This is a genomic window from Actinosynnema sp. NPDC023794 (assembly GCF_040639675.1).
Lineage (GTDB): Bacteria > Actinomycetota > Actinomycetes > Mycobacteriales > Pseudonocardiaceae > Actinosynnema > Actinosynnema luteola.
The window spans coordinates 502,639-519,086 of record NZ_JBFAFR010000003.1; the positions used below are offsets into that span (position 1 = coordinate 502,639).

Below are 16,448 nucleotides of genomic sequence, written 5' to 3' on the forward strand. Positions count from 1 at the left end.
CTCGGCGACGAACACCCCAGCACGGTGACCACCCGCCACAACCTGGCCGGCGTGTTCCACGACCAAGGCGACCGCGTCACCGCCGAAGCCGAACTACGCGTCATCCTCGACATCAGACGGAGCATCCTCGGCGACGAACACCCCAGCACCCTGACCACCCGCCACAACCTGGCCAGCGTGTTCAACGACCAAGGCGACCACGGCGCGGCCGAAAGCGAGTACCGCGCGATCCTCGGCCTGCAGCGTCGGATCCTCGGCGAAGAACACCCTGACACTCTGACCACCCGCCACAACTTGGCCGGCACCTACTTCATGATGGGTCGACGCAAGCAAGCGGAAGCGGAGATGCGGGCGGTTCTCACCGTCCAGGAAAGACTGCTCGGGTCCGATCACCCCGTGACCAGAACGACCAGGAAGAACCTGAAGGACATGAGGCTGGCTGTGCCCGCTTCAGGCGGCCGCGTGATGTGGCACGGGCCCGGCAAGCGGAAGAAGAAGAAACGGTGACGGGTTCGTGAGGGCTTGAGTCAGCGGCGGGCGCGGTCACGGGTGGTGAGGCCGTGACGCGCGCTCTCTGCTCGGTCGGGTCGACGGCCCGACTCGGTCACACGCCCCGCAGTGGCGGGTACGGCTGGTCCGGCTCGGGCGACGCGTTCTGCGTGTTCAGGTTCCTGGCTTCCTGGAGTTGGTCCTCCAGGGTGACGATGCGGCACGCGGCGTCGAGGCTCATGCCCTGGTCGACCAGTTCCCTGACCCGTGCGGCCAACCGGAGTTGGTACCGGGAGTAGCGGCGGTGGCCGCCTGACGAGCGCTCCGGCTCGATCAGCTTCGCCTCGTCGAGGCCCCGCAGGAAACCCGGCGTGGTGCCGAGCATCTCCGCGGCCCTGCCCATCGTGAAGGCGGGGTAGTGGTCGTCGTCCAAGTTGTCCGCCGCGGGTCGCGGCTCGTTCGTTTCTGGGGTCATCGCACCTCCGCGCCACGAGGGGCCCGGTGCCGTCTGTCGGCACCGGGCCCCAGGGTTATGGGTTCCCACCATCCGGCCTCGCGGCCGGTTTACCGTGTCCGCGTCATCCGCCCGTACAGCGGCGGAGACTGCGTGGATCGCGTTTGCGTAACCGGAGACCACCTTCCAATCTTTCTGGACTGCGGTACCCGCCTGGCCCGACTTCAGCCCGAGGCAGGCGATCCGATGGTGTTCAACCCTTCCCTTCTTCTCTGGTTTCCGGACTTCCTCGCCACTCGTTCGGCGGCCGACACCGGACTTCTCGCTTGCTCCGGTTCACCTCGCCGACCGCCCGGCCACCGCACTGGAACCCCTTCCACTGATCGGCTCCAGCTCGCCTGACCGCCTTGCCACTGCGCGCGCGGGTCTGTCGGCTCGGAGTGCGACTTGCTGTCCTGCGTAAATCGCTTGCACTCCCGGTACTGCACGCGCCGACCGCCCTCGCATCACGGGTAGTTCGTCATCTCCCGTGCCGATCTGACGTTCTCTCTCGTACAAGGAGAACACTACACACGTCGAGGTGCGAATGTCTACTCCAGCGATCACAGATTTGCTCGACCAGGCAGCTAGGACTACCTGACCTGGGGAGACGTCAGTCGCGCCTTCCAGATCTCCTCGCTCGGCCACCGGCTCGCCCACGTGGACGACACCTCGTGGAACTCGCGGTTGGCCGGGGTGGGCGCTTGGATCTCGATCAGGTCGTCCACGGTGAAGCCGGACGAGCGCAGCAGCCGCAGCATGTCGCCGTGCGGCAGGGTGAACTCGGCGGAGTCGCCGTAGTCGACCCGGCTCAGGCCGAACTGCGGGCGCACGAGCGACGTGGACGCCGTCGCGCCGTCCCGGGCGCACAGGGCGAACAGCGGCGACCGGTGGAGGAAGACCAGGTGGCCGCCTGGCCGGAGCAGGCGCGCGGCTTCGGGGATCCAGCGGTGCGGGTCGCACCAGAGGGATGCGCCGTACTCGCTGATCGCGAGGTCGAAGGTGGCGTCGTCGCGCGGCACGCGCTGGGCGTCGCCGAGGAGCAGCGGGAAGTCGAGGCCGAACTCGGCCTGCATCTCGCGGGCGGTGTCGAGTTGGCGGGCCGAGATGTCGATGCCGACGGGACGGGCGCCGAGCCGGGCGAGCCACGCGGACACGTAGGCGGTGCCGCAGCCGAGTTCGATGACGTCCATGCCGGCCAGGTCTGGCGGCAGGATGGAGACCTCGGACTCGGGGGTGGCCCACAGGCCCCACTGCGGCTCGGTCTTCGCCCAGTGCTCACGGGCCAGCGGCCCGTGCGCCGCGGCGGCGGTGTCTTCCCAGTGACGGCGGTTGAGTTCCGTGTGGTCGATCATCCGCCCATTGGAGTGGCTCGTCCGCGCGCCGGCGAGCGCTTTTCACGCGCCGGGGCGGCCGGGAGGGTTCTCGCCGATCCTCCCGGCCGCGCGTCGACCGGACGTCACTTGACGTGCGGTCGCAGCTCCGCGAGGCGCCGGAGGAGTTCGCCGACCTCGTTCCAGTCGAGCTTCGCGGACTCGCCGGGCGGGGTGTGGATGCAGACGTTGCCCTCTTCGGTGAGCGACACCTCCAGCGTCCGCCGACGACCCAGGGCATCGACGCACCCGACGCGACCGCCCTGCCGAACCGTGTTCTCGATCATCGGTCAGACCTCCCTGCGCTGCCACCCGTGTAATCCGTGATTCGTTCGGACCAACGCGGACGTTACGAACTACTCCTCGCTGTTTCTTAATTCGTCCAGCGCCGCCTTCCGTGAACCATCGTCACGTTCGGTTACACCGTTCGAGTGAATGTTGACGGTTCAAGTGACGTTGCGTAACGACCGGCGGGGCCCTGGCGACGACGAGTCAACGCGTCGCGCCGCCGCCACCGCCAGCAGGGAGATGCCCGATGACCACCACCGCCGCCGTCAAGAGCTGGGTCCCCGTCGTCGCCTCGATCCAGGTCACGCTCGGCTTAGCCGGTCTGGTCGCGGTTCTCGCCTCGCCCACCACGGCCGTCGTCGTCGCGACCGCGGTGGCGCTGATCGCCCTCGCGTGCCGCGCCCTGCTCCGCGCGTCACGCCGGCTGGACCGGATCCTGGCCGAGGAACTCGACCGCTAGTCCACCCCGCAGCCGGTCAGGTCGCGCACGACCAGGTCACGCTCCGTCGCATCCGGCGCCGGGAACGTCTCACGCAACGTGAACGCGAACGGCGTCGGACCGTCCTCGCGCAGGCGCACCAGCCGGTCCTGAGCCTCCGCCACGGTCGGCCGGTGGCCGGCCGGCACCCACCACAGCGCGGTCATCGCCTCGGCCGGCCGCTCGAAGTACTGCCGGCGCTCCCGCAGCACGGCCACGTGCTCCGGCCCGTACACGTAGTCGACGAGCGCCCGGTGCGACGCCCACGTCGACATGTTCACCAGCAGCCACTCGTCGTCGAAGATCCGCATCGCGGTCGCGTCGCCGTCCTCGGTCTGCAACCGCCACCGGAAGCCGGGCGCGCGGTCGGCGACCGCGTTCACCGGCTCCAACGCCGCCACGAAACCCGCCATCCGCGGACTGCCCAGCGGCGCGAGCATCCGGCCGATGTTCACCTGCGCCAAGTCGTACCCGTCCCCGGTCATGACCGCACGCTAGCCGGGAACATCGACGCATGGGAGATCTCACCGAGGTGCGGCGGGTGTACGGGACGGGCGACCTGGCGGCGTTGCCGGTGTTCGCGGGCGGCTTCATCAACTTCGGCTACTGGGCGGGCATCCCGCTGGACGGCGGGCTGACCGTCGAGCAGCGGATCGCCTCGCAGGAGGCCTTGTACGACCTGGTCGTGGCCGCGCTCTCGATCGGGCCGGGCGACCGGGTGCTGGAGGTCGGCTCGGGGCGCGGCCTGGGCGCGCGTCGCGTCCTGCGCCGCGGGCCCGCGGTGGTCCGGGGCGTCGACCTGGTGCCGGAGCAGGTCGCGCGGGCGGCGCGGGCCAACGACGACCCGCGGGTGGCGTTCGTCCAGGGCGCGTGCGACGACCTCCCGTTCCCCGCCGGCTCGTTCGACGCGCTGCTGTCCGTGGAGGCCGCGCAGCACTTCGAGGACGTCACGGGGTTCGCGCGCGAGAGCGCCCGCGTGCTCGCGCCGGGCGGCCGGTTCGCCGTCACCACGTTCTTCACCAGGACGGATGATGCGCCCGAGCGGCTGGCCGGGTTGCTGAAGACGTTCGCCTCCGGCCTCGACCACGCGCACCGCGTCGACGACGTGGTGCGCGACCTGCGTGGAGCGGGGTTCGCCGACGTCACCGCCCGCAGTGTCGGAGAGCACGTGTGGCGCGGGCTGGACCGGTGGCTCGAGCTGGGGCCGCGCCCCGACCACTGGGACCGCAACTGGCTGCGCGCCGTCGAGCAGGGTCTCATGGACTACTACCTGGTCACCGCGCGGAAGCCGGCAGGATCGGGTGCGTGACGACGCACCCGACCGCCGAAGTGCCCGACCCGCTGTTCGCCGACGCCGAGGCCGAAGCCCGCTGGCGGGCCCGCTTCACGGCCCCGCGCGTGAGCCTGCCCGGGTGGGCCGACGACGCACCCGACCGCAGCCTGTACCTGTCGAACTCCAGCGGTGTGTGGGAGATCTACGCCTGGGACCGCGCGAGCGACACCCACCGCAAGGTGACCGACCGCCCGAACGGCACGTCGCACGGCGCGCTCAGCCCCGACGGTGACACGATCTGGTGGTTCGCCGACACCGACGGTGACGAGTTCGGCACGTGGGTCAGCGAGCCGTTCCAGCCGGGCAGCGACCCGAAGCCCGCGGTGGACGGCGTGCGGGCGGGCTACCCGGCCGGGTTGGAGATCGGGCACGAGGTCGTGGCGGTCGGCACGTCCACCGACGACGGCACCACCGTGTACGTGGCGCGGGGCGGCGCACCGGCCGAGGTGATCTACGCGCACGAGAACGACGGCGGCGTGTCGGCGTTGTCCAAGGACGAGACGCTGGTCGTGCTGTCGCACTCGGAGCACGGCGACAACCGGCACGCGGCGCTGCGCGTGGTCACCCCGTCGGGTGAAAAGGTCGCCGAGAAGTGGGACGGGCCGGGCAAGGGCCTGGACGCGATCGCGTTCAGCCCGGTGCGCGGCGACAACCGGCTGCTGGTCGGGCACGAGCGGCGCGGCAAGGAGGAGCTGCTGATCTGGGACGTCGCGGCGGACACCGAGACCGAGGTCGTGATCGACCTGCCCGGCGAGATCAGCGCCGACTGGTACCCGGACGCGAAGTCGCTGCTGGTCGTGCACACGTTCCAGGCGCGCAACACCTTGCACCGCTACGACCTGGCCACCGGCGTGCTGCACGCGTTGGACACCCCGCACGGCACGGTCGGCAGCGCGAACGTGCGGCCGGACGGCGCGGTGGAGTACTCGTGGTCGTCGGCCGCGCGGCCGGGCGTGGTGCGGGTGCTGGACGTGGACGGCGACGAGCGCGTGCTGCTGGAGCCGCCCGGTCACGAGGCGCCGCCGTCGGTCGACCTGACCGACGTGTTCGTGGGCGAGGTGCACGCCCTGGTCGCCCGGCCCGCCGGCGCGCCCGACGGTCCGCTGCCGACGGTGTTCCACCTGCACGGCGGGCCGCACTCGGCGGACGAGGACCGGTTCTCCGCGTACCGCGCGGTGTGGTTGGACGCCGGGTTCGCCGTGGTGCACGTGAACTACCGCGGGTCCACCGGGTACGGGTCGAAGTGGCGTGACGCGATCGAGGGCCGGCCGGGGTTGACCGAGTTGGAGGACGTGGCGGCGGTGCACGAGTGGGCCGTCGGGTCCGGGTTCGCCGATCCGGCGAAGTGCGTGGTCAACGGCGCGTCGTGGGGCGGGTACCTGTCGCTGCTGGCGCTGGGCACGCAGCCGGAGCGGTGGGCGGCCGGTGTCGCGGGCGTGCCGGTGGCGGACTACCTGGCCGCGTACGAGGACGAGATGGAGCCGCTGCGCGCGTTCGACCGGGCGCTGTTCGGCGGTTCGCCGGAGGAACTCCCCGACCGGTACCGCGAGTGCTCGCCGTTGACGTACGTGGACGCGGTGCGCGCGCCCGTGCTCGTGCTGGCGGGGGAGAACGACCCGCGCTGCCCGATCCGGCAGATCGACAACTACCTGGAGCGGCTGGCGGCGCGGGGGGCGGCGTACGAGGTGTACCGGTACGACGCCGGGCACGGTTCGCTCGTGGTCGCGGAGACGATCCGGCAGACGGCCGCCGAGGTCGCGTTCGTGCAGCGCGTGCTCTAGACGCGGCGGGGCCGGGCGGACCGAACCGGGCGGGCACCGGCCTGCGGGGCGAAGCTGCGCAGGAGTCCCCGCCCAGGGGATCCCTGTTCTCGATATTACCGATGAGGTCCGACATCTTCGGGGGCCGCCGGATGTCCGGCGGCCCCCGAAAGGTCGGTCGAGCCTGCCGCCCGGTCGAGCCTGCCGCGCGATCAGCGCGATCAGGTCGGCGGGTCGGGCCTGCCGCTCGGTCGGGCAGGGCGGGTCAGGCCTGCTGCGCCTGCCACATCCAGTGCGCCTGCTCGAAGTTCTTCGTGATCTCGATCAGCAGGTCCTGGGTGACGAGGTCGGACTTGTCGGTCTCGTCGACGCGCTTGCGCAGCCGCCCGATCAGCTCGCCCAGCGCCGTGACGACGGCCGCGACGACCTCGTCCTCCTTCAACCACCCGCCGGGGAACTCCGGCACGCCCGAGCCCTCCGCCACGGTCTTCGCCTTGCCGTCCGGCGAGATGCCGAGCGCGGCGGCCCGTTCCGCCACCTCGTCGGTGTAGGTGCGGGCCGTCGTGACGAGTTCGTCCAACTGGAGGTGGACGCTGCGGAAGTTCTTGCCGACCACGTTCCAGTGCGCCTGCTTGGCCACCAGGGACAGGTCGACCAGGTCGACCAGCGTGGCCTGGAGCACCGCCCCGACCGACGCCTTGTCCGCGTCGGACAGCGGGCTGGTGATCGGAGACTTCTGCGACTTGCTCATGGGTCTGACGCCTCCTCAGACGGTGGTCGTGAGGGCCACCTCGATGTTGCCTCGCGTAGCGTTGGAGTACGGGCAGATCCGGTGCGCGGCGGCGGCCAGCTGCTCGGCCACGGCCTGCTCGACGCCCGGGATGTGCGCCACCAGCTCGACGGCCAGCTGGAAGCCGCCGCTGCCGTTGGCGCCGAGGTCGACCTTCGCGGTCACCGACGTCTCGCCGATCTTGACCTTGGCCTGCCGTGCCGCGACCTTGAGCGCGCTGTGGAAGCACGCCGCGTACCCGGCCGCGAACAGCTGCTCGGGGTTGGTCCGGTCGCCGCCGGGGCCGCCCAGCTCCTTGGGCGTCGAGAGCTGCTCGTCGATCACCCCGTCGGAGGAGCGGACCTCTCCGTTGCGACCGTCCCCGACTGCGATGGCTTCCGCGGTGTAGAGCACCTGCATCTTCAACGCTCTCCTTCGAGCTGGTGGTCGGGCCCGTCGATCAGCCCAACACCCGGCCGAAGCCGAACCACACCCGGTCGTGTGGCAGCTCACGCCCCCTCACACGTACCCGCTCAGCCCGCCCTCGACACGGCGAACTCGGCCACCTGTCGCCCGATCGTGCGGAGTTGGTCGGCCACGGACGGCACCGTGCAGCCGCCTTCCAGGTCGAACTCGACCTCCCGCGAGTTCACCGCCGCGCCCAACGGCGTGGGCCAGCCCCGCAGGGCGTGCACGATCGAGCGCAACGCGGTCAACGTGGTCACCGAGGCCTGCCAGCCCTGGGCCGTGGCGACGCAGCCGACCGCGCGGCCGTCCAGGTAGGGGCGCTCGTCGCCGCGCAGGTCCTCGATGTAGTCCAGGGCGTTCTTGACCAGGCCGGACACCGTGCCGTGGTAGCCGGGCGAGACCAGCACGACGCCGTCCGCGCCGCGCAGCGCCTCGACCAACCGGTGCGCGTTCTCCGTGCGGTCCGGGATGGCCGGGTCGTAGAACGGGAGCACCAGGTCGGGTCCGGAGACCTCGACGACCTTCGCGCCCGCGTCCACGGCGCCCTCCAAGGCGATCCTCATCGCGCGCTCGGACTGCGAGTTGGGGCGGAGGGATCCGCCGATGCCCACCACGGTGACCGTCATGGTGTCCGATCCTGCCACCTGGACCTAACTGGAGGTCCAGATGCTCGCACCAACCCCTACCGGCGAGTAACGTACGTCTCATGTCGAAGCTCGCCGAGTCGATCCCTCCCGGCGTCCTGGCCGGTGCCCTGCGCTTCGTGTTCGGCCTGCCCGCGCCGCTGCGCAGGCTGATCGCCGGCCGCCCCATCACGGTGGACGGCCAGCGGCTCCACCCGGAAGCCCAACTGCTGCTGAGGTTGCAGCAGCTCAGCGGCGAGGACTGGCAGACGACCACGCCCGCCGCGAACCGCCTTGCGCTGACCCGCAGCAACGCGCTGGTGTGCGGTCCCGTCATCGGCGGCGTGGCGGTGCGCTCGCTGTCGCTGGACGGCATCGGCGCGCGGTTCTACGAGCCGACCGGGCTGGCCGCCGGCTCGCCGTTGCTGGTCTTCTACCACGGCGGCGGGTGGGTCAGCGGCGACCTGGACAGCCACGACAACCTGTGCCGGTTCCTCGCCGTCGAGGGCGGGGTGCGGGTGCTGTCGGCCGACTACCGGCTCGCGCCGGAGCACCCGTTCCCGGCGGCGGCCGACGACGCGCGGGCTGCGTTCGAGTACGCGGTGGCGCACGCCGAGGAGCTGAAGGTCGACCCGCGGCGGATCGCGCTGGGCGGTGACAGCGCGGGCGGCAACCTGGCGGCCGTGACGGCGTTGCACGCGGGCGAGGTGAAGCCGGTGTTCCTGCTGCTGTTCTACCCGGCGGTGGACGCGTCGGTGCGGCGGCGGTCGCGGGAGCTGTTCGGCAACGGGTTCTTCCTCACCGACCAGAAGATGGACTGGTTCCTGGACCACTACGCGCCGTCACGCGACACGCACACCGACCCGCGGCTGTCGGTGCTGCTGGCGGAGGACTTGAGCGGGCTGCCGCCGACGTACCTGGCGACGGCCGGGTTCGACCCGTTGCGGGACGAGGGCGAGGCGTTCGCGGAGAAGCTGGCGCGGCAGGGCGTGCCGGTGGTGCTGCGGCGGTACGAGGGCCTGTTCCACGGCTACGCGAACATCCTCGGCGTCGGCGGCGTGTTCCGGGAGGCGGTGGCGGAGGCGGTCGGGTCGCTGCGCACCGGGTTGGCGCTGGCCAACACGCGGCAGGACATCCCCGAGACCGCGTGACGTGCGGCCGGTCGCCCGGGGTGGGGCGACCGGCCCCTTCGGCTCAGTCGCCGCTGCCCGCGGCGCCGCCGGACCCGCCTGCTCCCGCCTGCCCGCCCTCCGGCGCGCCGACCTCGCCCCCGCCCTGCGGGACGCCGCCTTCGGCGCCTCCCGACGTGCCGCCCGCCGACGCGCCGCTGCTCTCCGCGTCGTCCATCGTGGCGTTGAGCTCCGCCCGGAGCGTGGCGACCTGGTCCTGGACCGACCGGCACACCTTGATGACGTCGGCGACGGCGGTGTGCACGGTCTCCTCCGCCTCCGCGCCCTCGCCGGTCACGTCGTCGAGCCAGCTGCCGTCCAGCACCATCGAGACGGCGGGGTCGGCGTGGGCGGCGATCGCCAGGACCTGGTCGGCCGCGGTGACGGCGAGCTGGTCCATCCGCGCGGAGATCCGGTCGACCTCCTTGACCAGCTCCTCCAGCCGCTTGCGCTCGTCGACCAGCTCGGCCAGTTCCTTGTCCATCTCCGCGCGGGCGGAGTCCGACGCGGACCCCTCGGAGCTCGCCTCGTGCTCGGCGATCGCGGCCTCCTGCTGCTCGATCGCCTTGTCGAGGTCGGCGGCGGCCGTGCGGAGACGGTCGACGTAGCCCTGGACCGCCTGCGGGTCGTAGTCGATCTGCCGGATCGCGCCGATCGGGTCGGGCGAGCCGACCGTGGCGGCGGCCTGGGCGAGCCGCGTGCAGCCGTCCATCGCCTTCTGCAGTGCCGGGTGGGTCATCGCAGGCCCTCTCCGGAGCGGTTGACGCCCTCGGCGCTGTCCGCGTCCGACCGGTCGTACTCGTCGGCGTCCCGGCGCACCTTGTCGGCGATCTCGGCCAGCCGGTCGCGACGGCGCGCGATCCCGTCCCGCCGGCGCCCGACGATCGCGTCCAGGTCCGCCGCGAGCCCGGCGCCCGGGCCGGAGACGCCGAACGCGCCGCTCGGGACGGTGGTGTCGCCCAACGCGCTCGCCACCGTGTCCGCGTGGTCGCCCGCGCGCCGGAACCCGTCGGCGGACCGGCGCATCCGGTCGCTGTCGACCTTGAAACCTGCCATGACCTCCCCCTTCGCTCCTCTGGCCGCTACCGCGCGCCCAGGTAGTACGAACGCCGCTCCGCAACCAGCTCGCGCGCCTGGCGCTGCGCCTCGGACGCGGCCTGGAGGACCGCGTTCGCCAGCACCTTCGGGTCGACCCGGCCGACCAGCGTCGCGTTGACCGCGACCTCGACGACCTTGGCCGTGTGGTCGACCCCGATCTCGACCAGGCCGCTGTCGTCGCGGCCGAAGACGACCCGGTCGGCGAGGTCGCGCTTGAGCGCGAGCCGCGCCTGGTCGAGTCGTTCGGCGCGGGCCGCCAGCTCGTCCAGTGAAGGCTGATCCGTCATGCGCGCGACCCCCGATCGGCGGCACGGCGTCCCCGTTCGGACGAAGATCAACCGAGCCTGGTTCCGTTATTCATTACGGTAATCTCAAGATCGTGGGCTACTGGGTGCGGGTCAGGGTGGGTGACCCGCCGCCGCCTGCCATTCCGATCACGGACAGTGAGCCCCGTTGGGTCCGGGCCACCCGGCGCGCCGCCGTGGCCGCGCCGCCGCGTTCCGCCGATGGTGGGACCGGGTCGGAGCCGGAGACGCGGACGACGTGGCTGGTGGACTCGTTCGAGCTGGTCGTGCCGCGTTACCCGTGGCAGAAGGGCCGGGAGACCGGTCCGTGACAGGACAGGGCCGCCCGGACGAATCCGGACGGCCCTGTCGGGTGTGCACTATCAGGGGTGCACTATTCGGGTAGCACGGTCACTTGCCGAAGGCGGCGGCGATCTTGTCGCCGGTCTCCTTGTCGATGTTGCGCCAGTACTCGAACACGCGCTCCAGCACCGGCTCGGACACGCCGTTGGACGCGTGCGCGATCACGGTCTGCACCAGGCGCTCGCGCTGGCCGGCGTCCATCACCTCGCGGATCAGGGTGCCCGCCTGGCCGAAGTCGTCGTCCTCCGCGTGCAGCTTGTAAGCCGAACGGGTGACCGCGTCCTCGACGCCGTAGGACGACGCCACCTCGCCGGCCGCCTCGACGGACGCATGCGGGCCGCCGTAGGAGTTCGGCGCGTACACCGGGTCGACGGCGTTGGTGAAACGCATCGCGCCGTCCTTGGAGTACGAGTTCACCGGCGACTTCGGCCGGTTCACCGGCAGCTCGTTGTAGTTCGCGCCGATGCGGTACCGGTGGGCGTCCGGGTAGGAGAAGATCCGGCCGATCAGCATCTTGTCGGGCGACGTGCCGATGCCGGGCACCAGGTTCGTCGGCTCGAACGCGGCCTGCTCGATCTCCGCGAAGTAGTCCGCCGGGTTGCGGTCCAGCACGAGCTTGCCCACCTTGATCAGCGGGTAGTCGGCGTGCGGCCACACCTTGGTCAGGTCGAACGGGTTGAAGCGGTACGTCGCGGCGTCCGCGTAGGGCATCACCTGGACGTGCAGCGTCCACGACGGGAACTCGCCGCGCTCGATGGCGTGCCACAGGTCGGCGCGGTGCGCGTCGGCGTCCTCGCCGGCGATCTTCGCGGCCTGTTCCGAGGTCAGGGTCTCGATGCCCTGGTCGGTCTTGAAGTGGTACTTCACCCAGAAGCGCTCGCCGGCGGCGTTCTCCCACAGGTACGTGTGCGAGCCGTAGCCGTTCTGGTGGCGCCACGTCTTCGGGATGCCCCGGTCGCCCATCAGCCACGTCACCTGGTGCGCGGTCTGCGGCTGCAGCGTCCAGAAGTCCCACTGCATGTCGTGGTCGCGGCGGCCGGTGTCGGCGCGGCGCTTCTGCGAGCGGATGAAGTCCGGGAACTTGATCGGGTCGCGCAGGAAGAACACCGGCGTGTTGTTGCCGACGATGTCGTAGTTGCCCTGCGTCGTGTAGAACTTCAGCGCGAAACCGCGCGGGTCGCGCCAGGTGTCGGGCGAGCCGAGCTCACCGGCGACGGTGGAGAAGCGCAGCAGCGTCTCGGTCTTGACGCCGGGCTGGAACAGGGCCGCCTTGGTGAAGCGGCTGATGTCCTCGGTCGTCTCGAAGTAGCCGAACGCACCGCCACCCTTGGCGTGCACGACCCGCTCGGGCACCCGCTCCCGGTTGAACTGGGCGTTCTTCTCGATCAGGTAGTGGTCCTGCAGCAGGATCGGGCCGTTGGCGCCGAGGGTCAGCGAGTGGTCGTCGCTCGCGACCGGGATGCCTGCGTTGTTGGTGGTGGGACGCGCTTCGGTCACCCTGGTAGCTCCTTCTGAGGGGTTCGGCAGTCGGGGCACAGACCCCAGAAGAGGACCTCCGCCTCGTCCACGGCGAAGCCGACCGTGTCCGAGGGTTCCAGGCAGGGCGCGGCGCCGTGGACGCAGTCGACGTCCTCGGTCCGGCCGCAGTCCCGGCAGACGAGGTGGTGGTGGTTGTCGCCGGTCCGCGTCTCGTACCGCGCCGGGTGCCCGGCGGGTTCGATCCGGCGCAGCAACCCGGTCCGCGCGCACGCGTGCAGCACGTCGTAGACGGCCTGCGTCGACACGGACCCCAACCTGGCCCGCACGCCCTCGGCGACCGCGTCGGCCGTGGCGTGGGGGTGCTCGGCGAGCCATTCGAGCACCGCGATCCGGGGCGCGGTGATGCGCAGCCCGGCGTCCTTGAGCAGCTCGCGTGGTCCTGGGGTCATGGCTCCACCACTCCACCACGCTTTCTGGAACGAGTCAAGAAAACGAACGGTTAAACCTGTTGCCCGCGCCAGTGAAGATGGGCACGTGAACGTCTCTCACTACCTGGCCGTCCTCCGGACCCCGCGCGTGCCCGGCTTCATGCTGTTGATGCTGCTGGCGCGCGTGCCCCCGACGGCGGCGGGCATGACGATCACCATGCACGTCCTGCTCGGCCTGGAACGGGGTTACGGCGCCGCGGGCCTGGTCGGGGCGGTCAGCACGGTCGGCATCGCGCTGGGCTCGCCGCTGATGGGCCACCTGGTCGACCGGCGTGGTCTGCGCGCGATGCTGGTCCTGTCGATGGTCACCGAGGGCGTCTTCTGGTTCGTCGCGCCGCTGCTGTCCTACGAGGTGCTGCTCGTCACGTGCTTCATCACCGGCATCACCGTGATGCCCGTCATGTCGCTCGGCCGCCAGATCCTGACCGCGCTCGTGCCGGACGACCGCAGGCGCACCGCGTTGGCGATGGACTCGATGGCCGTCGAGCTCTCGTTCATGGCCGGGCCGGCGCTGGGGGTGGCGCTCACCACGCAGGCGTCGAGCCGGACGGCGATGTGGGCGATCGGCGCGTCCATGGTCCTGATCGGCGCGATCCTGTACGCGGTGAACCCGCCGGTGCGGCACGAGGGCGAGACCGGGGCGCGGGTGCCGCGGCGGGAGTGGCTCGACGGCCGGCTGCTCGGCGTGCTGATCAGCGCGGGCGGTGCGACGTTCGTGCTGTCGGGCGTCGAGGTGTCGGTGGTGGCGTCGATGCGCGGGCTCGGGCTGACCGGGTGGACCGGCGTGATGATCGTGGTGATGTGCGTGGCGTCGTTGGCGGGCGGTTTCCTCTACGGCGGGCTGACGCGCGTGCCGCCGTTGTGGGCGCTGATGGGCGGCATGGGGCTGCTGGCCGTGCCGATCGGCCTGGTCGGCTGGTCGCCGTGGTGGCTGGCGCTGGCGCTGGTGCCGACGAACTTCCTGTGCGCGCCGACGATCACCGCGACGGGTGAGCTGATCACGAAGTACGCGCCGGTGTCCGCGCGCGGTGTGGCGATGGGCCTGCAGAGCTCGGCGTTCACGCTGGGTGTGGCGTTGGGCGCGCCGGTCACCGGTTTCGTGATCGACCACTCGTCGCCGGCGTGGGGCTTCGCCGTGGCGGGTGCGGGCGCGGTCGTGGTCGCGGCGGGCACGGTGGCGCTGGGCCGCCGCACGGCGCCGGTCGCGGTGGGCTGATCGGGACGGACATCACCCGTTCGGACCCGTCTCCACCACGCTCCGCGCACCTCTTCTCCACCATGGAATCCGATTTCTGGTTCGACTCCTGGGAGCAGGGCGGCACGAAGACGAGCTTCCACCTCCGGGACGTGCACGAGCACGCCCGGCTGCTGGACCGGCTCGGCCTGGTGGCCGGCGCGCGGGTACTGGTGCCGCTGTGCGGCAAGACGACCGACCTGCGGTTCTTCGCCGAGTCCGCGGCGGAGGTCGTCGGCGTCGAACTGGTGCCCAGGGCCGTCGCCGAGTTCTTCGCCGAGAACGGCCTGGACCCGGTGGAGGAGGAGCCCGACGTGTTCCGCTGCGGCAACCTCGTGATCCGCCGCCAGGACATCTTCAAGCTCGGGCCGGCGCAGATCGGCCCGGTGGACCTGGTGTACGACCGGGCCTCGCTGATCGCGTTCCCCGAGGACATGCGGCAGCGCTACGCCGACACGATCACCCGGCTGGTGCGACCCGGCGCCAGGTACTTCATCAACACCCTGGAGTACCACCCGAGGCTGCCGTCGCCGCCGTTCTCCGTCGGTCCGGAGGAGGTCGTCGAGCGCTTCGGGCGCGCGTTCGACGTCGAGCACGTGGCCGCGGAGCCGAGACCGGAGCACCGGATGGTCGAGAAGTTCGGCCTGACCAGCCTGGTGGAGCACGGCTTCCTGCTGCGGGCGCGCTAGGGCCGCCGCCCCAGGTCGCGCAGGGCCTGGTAGAGGCGGTCGATGGTGGGACGCGACCTGGCGTAGTGGCGGACCGCGTCCGGGTCGGGCGGGATCGTCTTCACCGGTGTGATCAGCTCGGCGGCGACGGTCAGCGACGGGATCTCGCCCAGCGCCCGCCAGGCGACCAGGGCCGCGCCGACGCCGGAGCCCTCGCTGTCGTCGGCCAGTTCCAGCTCCAGGCCCAGCGCGGACGCCAGCACGGTCGCCCACAGGTCGCTGCGGAACGCGCCGCCGGTCACCCGGACCGCGTGCACCTCCGCCACCGAGCGCACCGCGTCCAGCACCAGCGCCAACTGCTGCGCCACGCCCTCGACCAGCGCGCGGGCGATCTCGGCCCGCCCGTGCTCGCGCCGCAGCCCGATCAACGCCGACGTCACGTCCGCGTCCCACCACGGCGCGCGTTCCCCCAGCAGGTACGGCAGCGCGATCACGCCGGCCGCGCCCACCGGCGCCCCGGAGGCCTCCTCCAGCAGGTCGCGCACGTCGACGCCGAACGTCTCGGCGGCCCACTGCGCCACCACGCCGCCGTTGCTCACCGCCCCGCCGAGCACCCACAGCCCTTCGGCGACGGCGTAGCAGAACACCCGCCCCTGCTCGTCCACGACGGGCTCGTCGCGCACCACCCGCAGCGCGCCGCTCGTGCCCAACGACACCGCCGCCACCCCCGGCACGACCGCGCCGACGCCGAGGTTCGCCATCGGCCCGTCGCCGCCGCCCAGCACCACCGGCAGGCCGGCGGGCAGGCCCGGCACGTCCAGCGCCAACGGCAGCGAGTCCACCGGCGCGTGCAGGTCGGGGAGTTGCCCGGCGTCCACGCCCGCGAAGGCCAGCGCGTCCGGGTGCCAGTCCAGCGACCGGAGGTCCATCAACCCGGTCGCGGACGCCGAGGAGTGCTCGGTCGCCAGCACACCGGTCAGCTGCAGCGCGACGAAGTCCTTGAGCCCGCACCACCGCGCCGCGGCGAACCCCTGGTCGCGGAACCACGCCAGCTTCACCAGCGGCGACATGGTGTGGATCGGGGTGCCGGTCGCGCGGTGCAGCGCGATCCCGTCGGCCGTGCCGCGCAGCCGCGCCGTCTGCTCCAGCGCGCGGTTGTCCGCCCACGACAACGACGGCGTGACGGGCGTGCCCGAGGAGTCCAGCCCGAGCAGGGTGTGCATCGCGCCGGTCAACGACAACGCCCGCACGGCAAGCCCTCGCGCCGCGACCTCGCGCAACGCCTTGAGCGCCGCGCCCCACACCTCGACCGGGTCGTGGGTCGCCTCGCCGGAGGGCGTGGTGCGCATCGGGTAGCCGTGCTCCGCCGATGCCACCACGCCCGCGTCCCGGTCCACCGCGATGACCTTGGTCGACGTCGTCCCGAGGTCGATCGCGAGCACTACGTCCGCCATAGGGGTGAACCTACCTGGCAGCGTCTTGTCGATGATCTGCTGACACCTGTCGCGCAGGTGCTGACGCGCCGGAACCGGCGCCACTCGCACGACCTCGTCGACACCGCCGACGCGTCCGGTTTCGAAACCCACCACCA

Annotated in this window: 21 protein-coding genes; 8 read left to right on the forward strand and 13 right to left on the reverse strand. The window is 71.7% G+C overall.

All coding sequences use genetic code 11. The annotated features are described in order from the left end of the window. The coding region (locus tag AB0H12_RS10980) for a tetratricopeptide repeat protein (protein ID WP_499622467.1) at positions 1-507 on the forward strand (507 nt) is incomplete at its 5' end. Between the two features lie 97 nt (positions 508-604). On the opposite strand, the gene AB0H12_RS10985 is transcribed toward AB0H12_RS10980, so the two are convergent. The 3 genes from AB0H12_RS10985 to AB0H12_RS10995 all read right to left on the reverse strand — a co-directional run bounded on the left by AB0H12_RS10985 (position 605) and on the right by AB0H12_RS10995 (position 2,642). Then, the gene (locus AB0H12_RS10985; protein ID WP_499622469.1) at positions 605-964 is read right to left on the reverse strand and encodes a helix-turn-helix domain-containing protein; all 360 of its coding nucleotides are present in this window, start codon (positions 962-964) and stop codon (positions 605-607) included. 611 nt (positions 965-1,575) lie between these two features. Next, positions 1,576-2,337 (reverse strand): class I SAM-dependent methyltransferase, encoded by a 762-nt coding sequence (locus AB0H12_RS10990; protein WP_499622470.1) that lies wholly within the window; start codon positions 2,335-2,337, stop codon positions 1,576-1,578. A gap of 104 nt (positions 2,338-2,441) precedes the next feature. Next, positions 2,442-2,642 (reverse strand): hypothetical protein, encoded by a 201-nt coding sequence (locus tag AB0H12_RS10995; RefSeq protein ID WP_073897285.1) that lies wholly within the window; start codon positions 2,640-2,642, stop codon positions 2,442-2,444. Between the two features lie 248 nt (positions 2,643-2,890). Here AB0H12_RS10995 and AB0H12_RS11000 point away from each other — a divergent pair, with 248 nt between their 5' ends. Beyond that, positions 2,891-3,103, forward strand: coding sequence for a hypothetical protein (locus AB0H12_RS11000; protein WP_499622472.1), 213 nt, complete (start codon positions 2,891-2,893; stop codon positions 3,101-3,103). Here the strand turns inward: AB0H12_RS11000 and AB0H12_RS11005 are convergent. Continuing rightward, positions 3,100-3,606: a DUF3291 domain-containing protein gene (locus AB0H12_RS11005; protein ID WP_499622474.1), complete on the reverse strand. Its 507-nt coding sequence runs from the start codon at positions 3,604-3,606 to the stop codon at positions 3,100-3,102. The two genes, AB0H12_RS11000 and AB0H12_RS11005, sit on opposite strands and share 4 nt — an antisense overlap. A gap of 29 nt (positions 3,607-3,635) precedes the next feature. On the opposite strand from AB0H12_RS11005, the gene AB0H12_RS11010 reads away from it, so the two are divergent. Then, positions 3,636-4,430, forward strand: a complete 795-nt coding sequence (locus AB0H12_RS11010; RefSeq protein ID WP_499622475.1) for a class I SAM-dependent methyltransferase — start codon at positions 3,636-3,638, stop codon at positions 4,428-4,430. Then, entirely contained in the window at positions 4,427-6,235 is a 1,809-nt protein-coding gene (locus AB0H12_RS11015; RefSeq protein ID WP_499622477.1) for a prolyl oligopeptidase family serine peptidase, read from the forward strand. The genes AB0H12_RS11010 and AB0H12_RS11015 overlap by 4 nt, the downstream gene beginning before the upstream one ends. Before the next feature lie 244 nt (positions 6,236-6,479). Here AB0H12_RS11015 and AB0H12_RS11020 read toward each other — a convergent pair whose 3' ends face one another. The 3 genes from AB0H12_RS11020 to AB0H12_RS11030 all read right to left on the reverse strand — a co-directional run bounded on the left by AB0H12_RS11020 (position 6,480) and on the right by AB0H12_RS11030 (position 8,077). Continuing rightward, entirely contained in the window at positions 6,480-6,965 is a 486-nt protein-coding gene (locus tag AB0H12_RS11020; protein ID WP_499622478.1) for a Dps family protein, read from the reverse strand. 15 nt (positions 6,966-6,980) lie between these two features. Next, positions 6,981-7,403 (reverse strand): organic hydroperoxide resistance protein, encoded by a 423-nt coding sequence (locus AB0H12_RS11025; RefSeq protein WP_499622537.1) that lies wholly within the window; start codon positions 7,401-7,403, stop codon positions 6,981-6,983. A 113-nt stretch (positions 7,404-7,516) separates the two neighbouring features. Continuing rightward, positions 7,517-8,077: an NADPH-dependent FMN reductase gene (locus tag AB0H12_RS11030; protein WP_230570047.1), complete on the reverse strand. Its 561-nt coding sequence runs from the start codon at positions 8,075-8,077 to the stop codon at positions 7,517-7,519. Positions 8,078-8,157: 80 nt separating this feature from the next. Here AB0H12_RS11030 and AB0H12_RS11035 point away from each other — a divergent pair, with 80 nt between their 5' ends. Further along, the gene (locus AB0H12_RS11035; RefSeq protein WP_499622479.1) at positions 8,158-9,225 is read left to right on the forward strand and encodes an alpha/beta hydrolase; all 1,068 of its coding nucleotides are present in this window, start codon (positions 8,158-8,160) and stop codon (positions 9,223-9,225) included. A 43-nt stretch (positions 9,226-9,268) separates the two neighbouring features. Here AB0H12_RS11035 and AB0H12_RS11040 read toward each other — a convergent pair whose 3' ends face one another. The 3 genes from AB0H12_RS11040 to AB0H12_RS11050 are packed head-to-tail and all read right to left on the reverse strand — an operon-like array spanning position 9,269 to position 10,628. Further along, positions 9,269-9,982 carry a hypothetical protein gene (locus tag AB0H12_RS11040; RefSeq protein ID WP_499622481.1) on the reverse strand — a complete coding sequence of 238 codons (714 nt, stop codon included), beginning with the start codon at positions 9,980-9,982 and terminating at the stop codon, positions 9,269-9,271. Beyond that, positions 9,979-10,299 (reverse strand): DUF2563 family protein, encoded by a 321-nt coding sequence (locus AB0H12_RS11045; RefSeq protein ID WP_499622482.1) that lies wholly within the window; start codon positions 10,297-10,299, stop codon positions 9,979-9,981. The genes AB0H12_RS11040 and AB0H12_RS11045 overlap by 4 nt, the downstream gene beginning before the upstream one ends. A gap of 26 nt (positions 10,300-10,325) precedes the next feature. Beyond that, positions 10,326-10,628 (reverse strand): YbaB/EbfC family nucleoid-associated protein, encoded by a 303-nt coding sequence (locus AB0H12_RS11050; RefSeq protein WP_230570051.1) that lies wholly within the window; start codon positions 10,626-10,628, stop codon positions 10,326-10,328. A 92-nt stretch (positions 10,629-10,720) separates the two neighbouring features. On the opposite strand from AB0H12_RS11050, the gene AB0H12_RS11055 reads away from it, so the two are divergent. Then, the gene (locus AB0H12_RS11055) at positions 10,721-10,957 is read left to right on the forward strand and encodes a hypothetical protein (RefSeq protein WP_499622484.1); all 237 of its coding nucleotides are present in this window, start codon (positions 10,721-10,723) and stop codon (positions 10,955-10,957) included. A 79-nt stretch (positions 10,958-11,036) separates the two neighbouring features. On the opposite strand, the gene AB0H12_RS11060 is transcribed toward AB0H12_RS11055, so the two are convergent. Both AB0H12_RS11060 and AB0H12_RS11065 read right to left on the reverse strand, forming a co-directional pair. Continuing rightward, positions 11,037-12,485 (reverse strand): catalase, encoded by a 1,449-nt coding sequence (locus tag AB0H12_RS11060; RefSeq protein ID WP_499622486.1) that lies wholly within the window; start codon positions 12,483-12,485, stop codon positions 11,037-11,039. Next, entirely contained in the window at positions 12,482-12,916 is a 435-nt protein-coding gene (locus AB0H12_RS11065) for a Fur family transcriptional regulator (protein ID WP_499622487.1), read from the reverse strand. The genes AB0H12_RS11060 and AB0H12_RS11065 overlap by 4 nt, the downstream gene beginning before the upstream one ends. Before the next feature lie 85 nt (positions 12,917-13,001). On the opposite strand from AB0H12_RS11065, the gene AB0H12_RS11070 reads away from it, so the two are divergent. Beyond that, positions 13,002-14,171 (forward strand): MFS transporter, encoded by a 1,170-nt coding sequence (locus AB0H12_RS11070; RefSeq protein WP_499622488.1) that lies wholly within the window; start codon positions 13,002-13,004, stop codon positions 14,169-14,171. A 62-nt stretch (positions 14,172-14,233) separates the two neighbouring features. Beyond that, positions 14,234-14,878 carry a class I SAM-dependent methyltransferase gene (locus AB0H12_RS11075; protein WP_499622490.1) on the forward strand — a complete coding sequence of 215 codons (645 nt, stop codon included), beginning with the start codon at positions 14,234-14,236 and terminating at the stop codon, positions 14,876-14,878. Here AB0H12_RS11075 and AB0H12_RS11080 read toward each other — a convergent pair. Beyond that, entirely contained in the window at positions 14,875-16,311 is a 1,437-nt protein-coding gene (locus AB0H12_RS11080) for a gluconokinase (protein ID WP_499622492.1), read from the reverse strand. The two genes, AB0H12_RS11075 and AB0H12_RS11080, sit on opposite strands and share 4 nt — an antisense overlap. Positions 16,312-16,448: the final 137 nt, after the last annotated feature.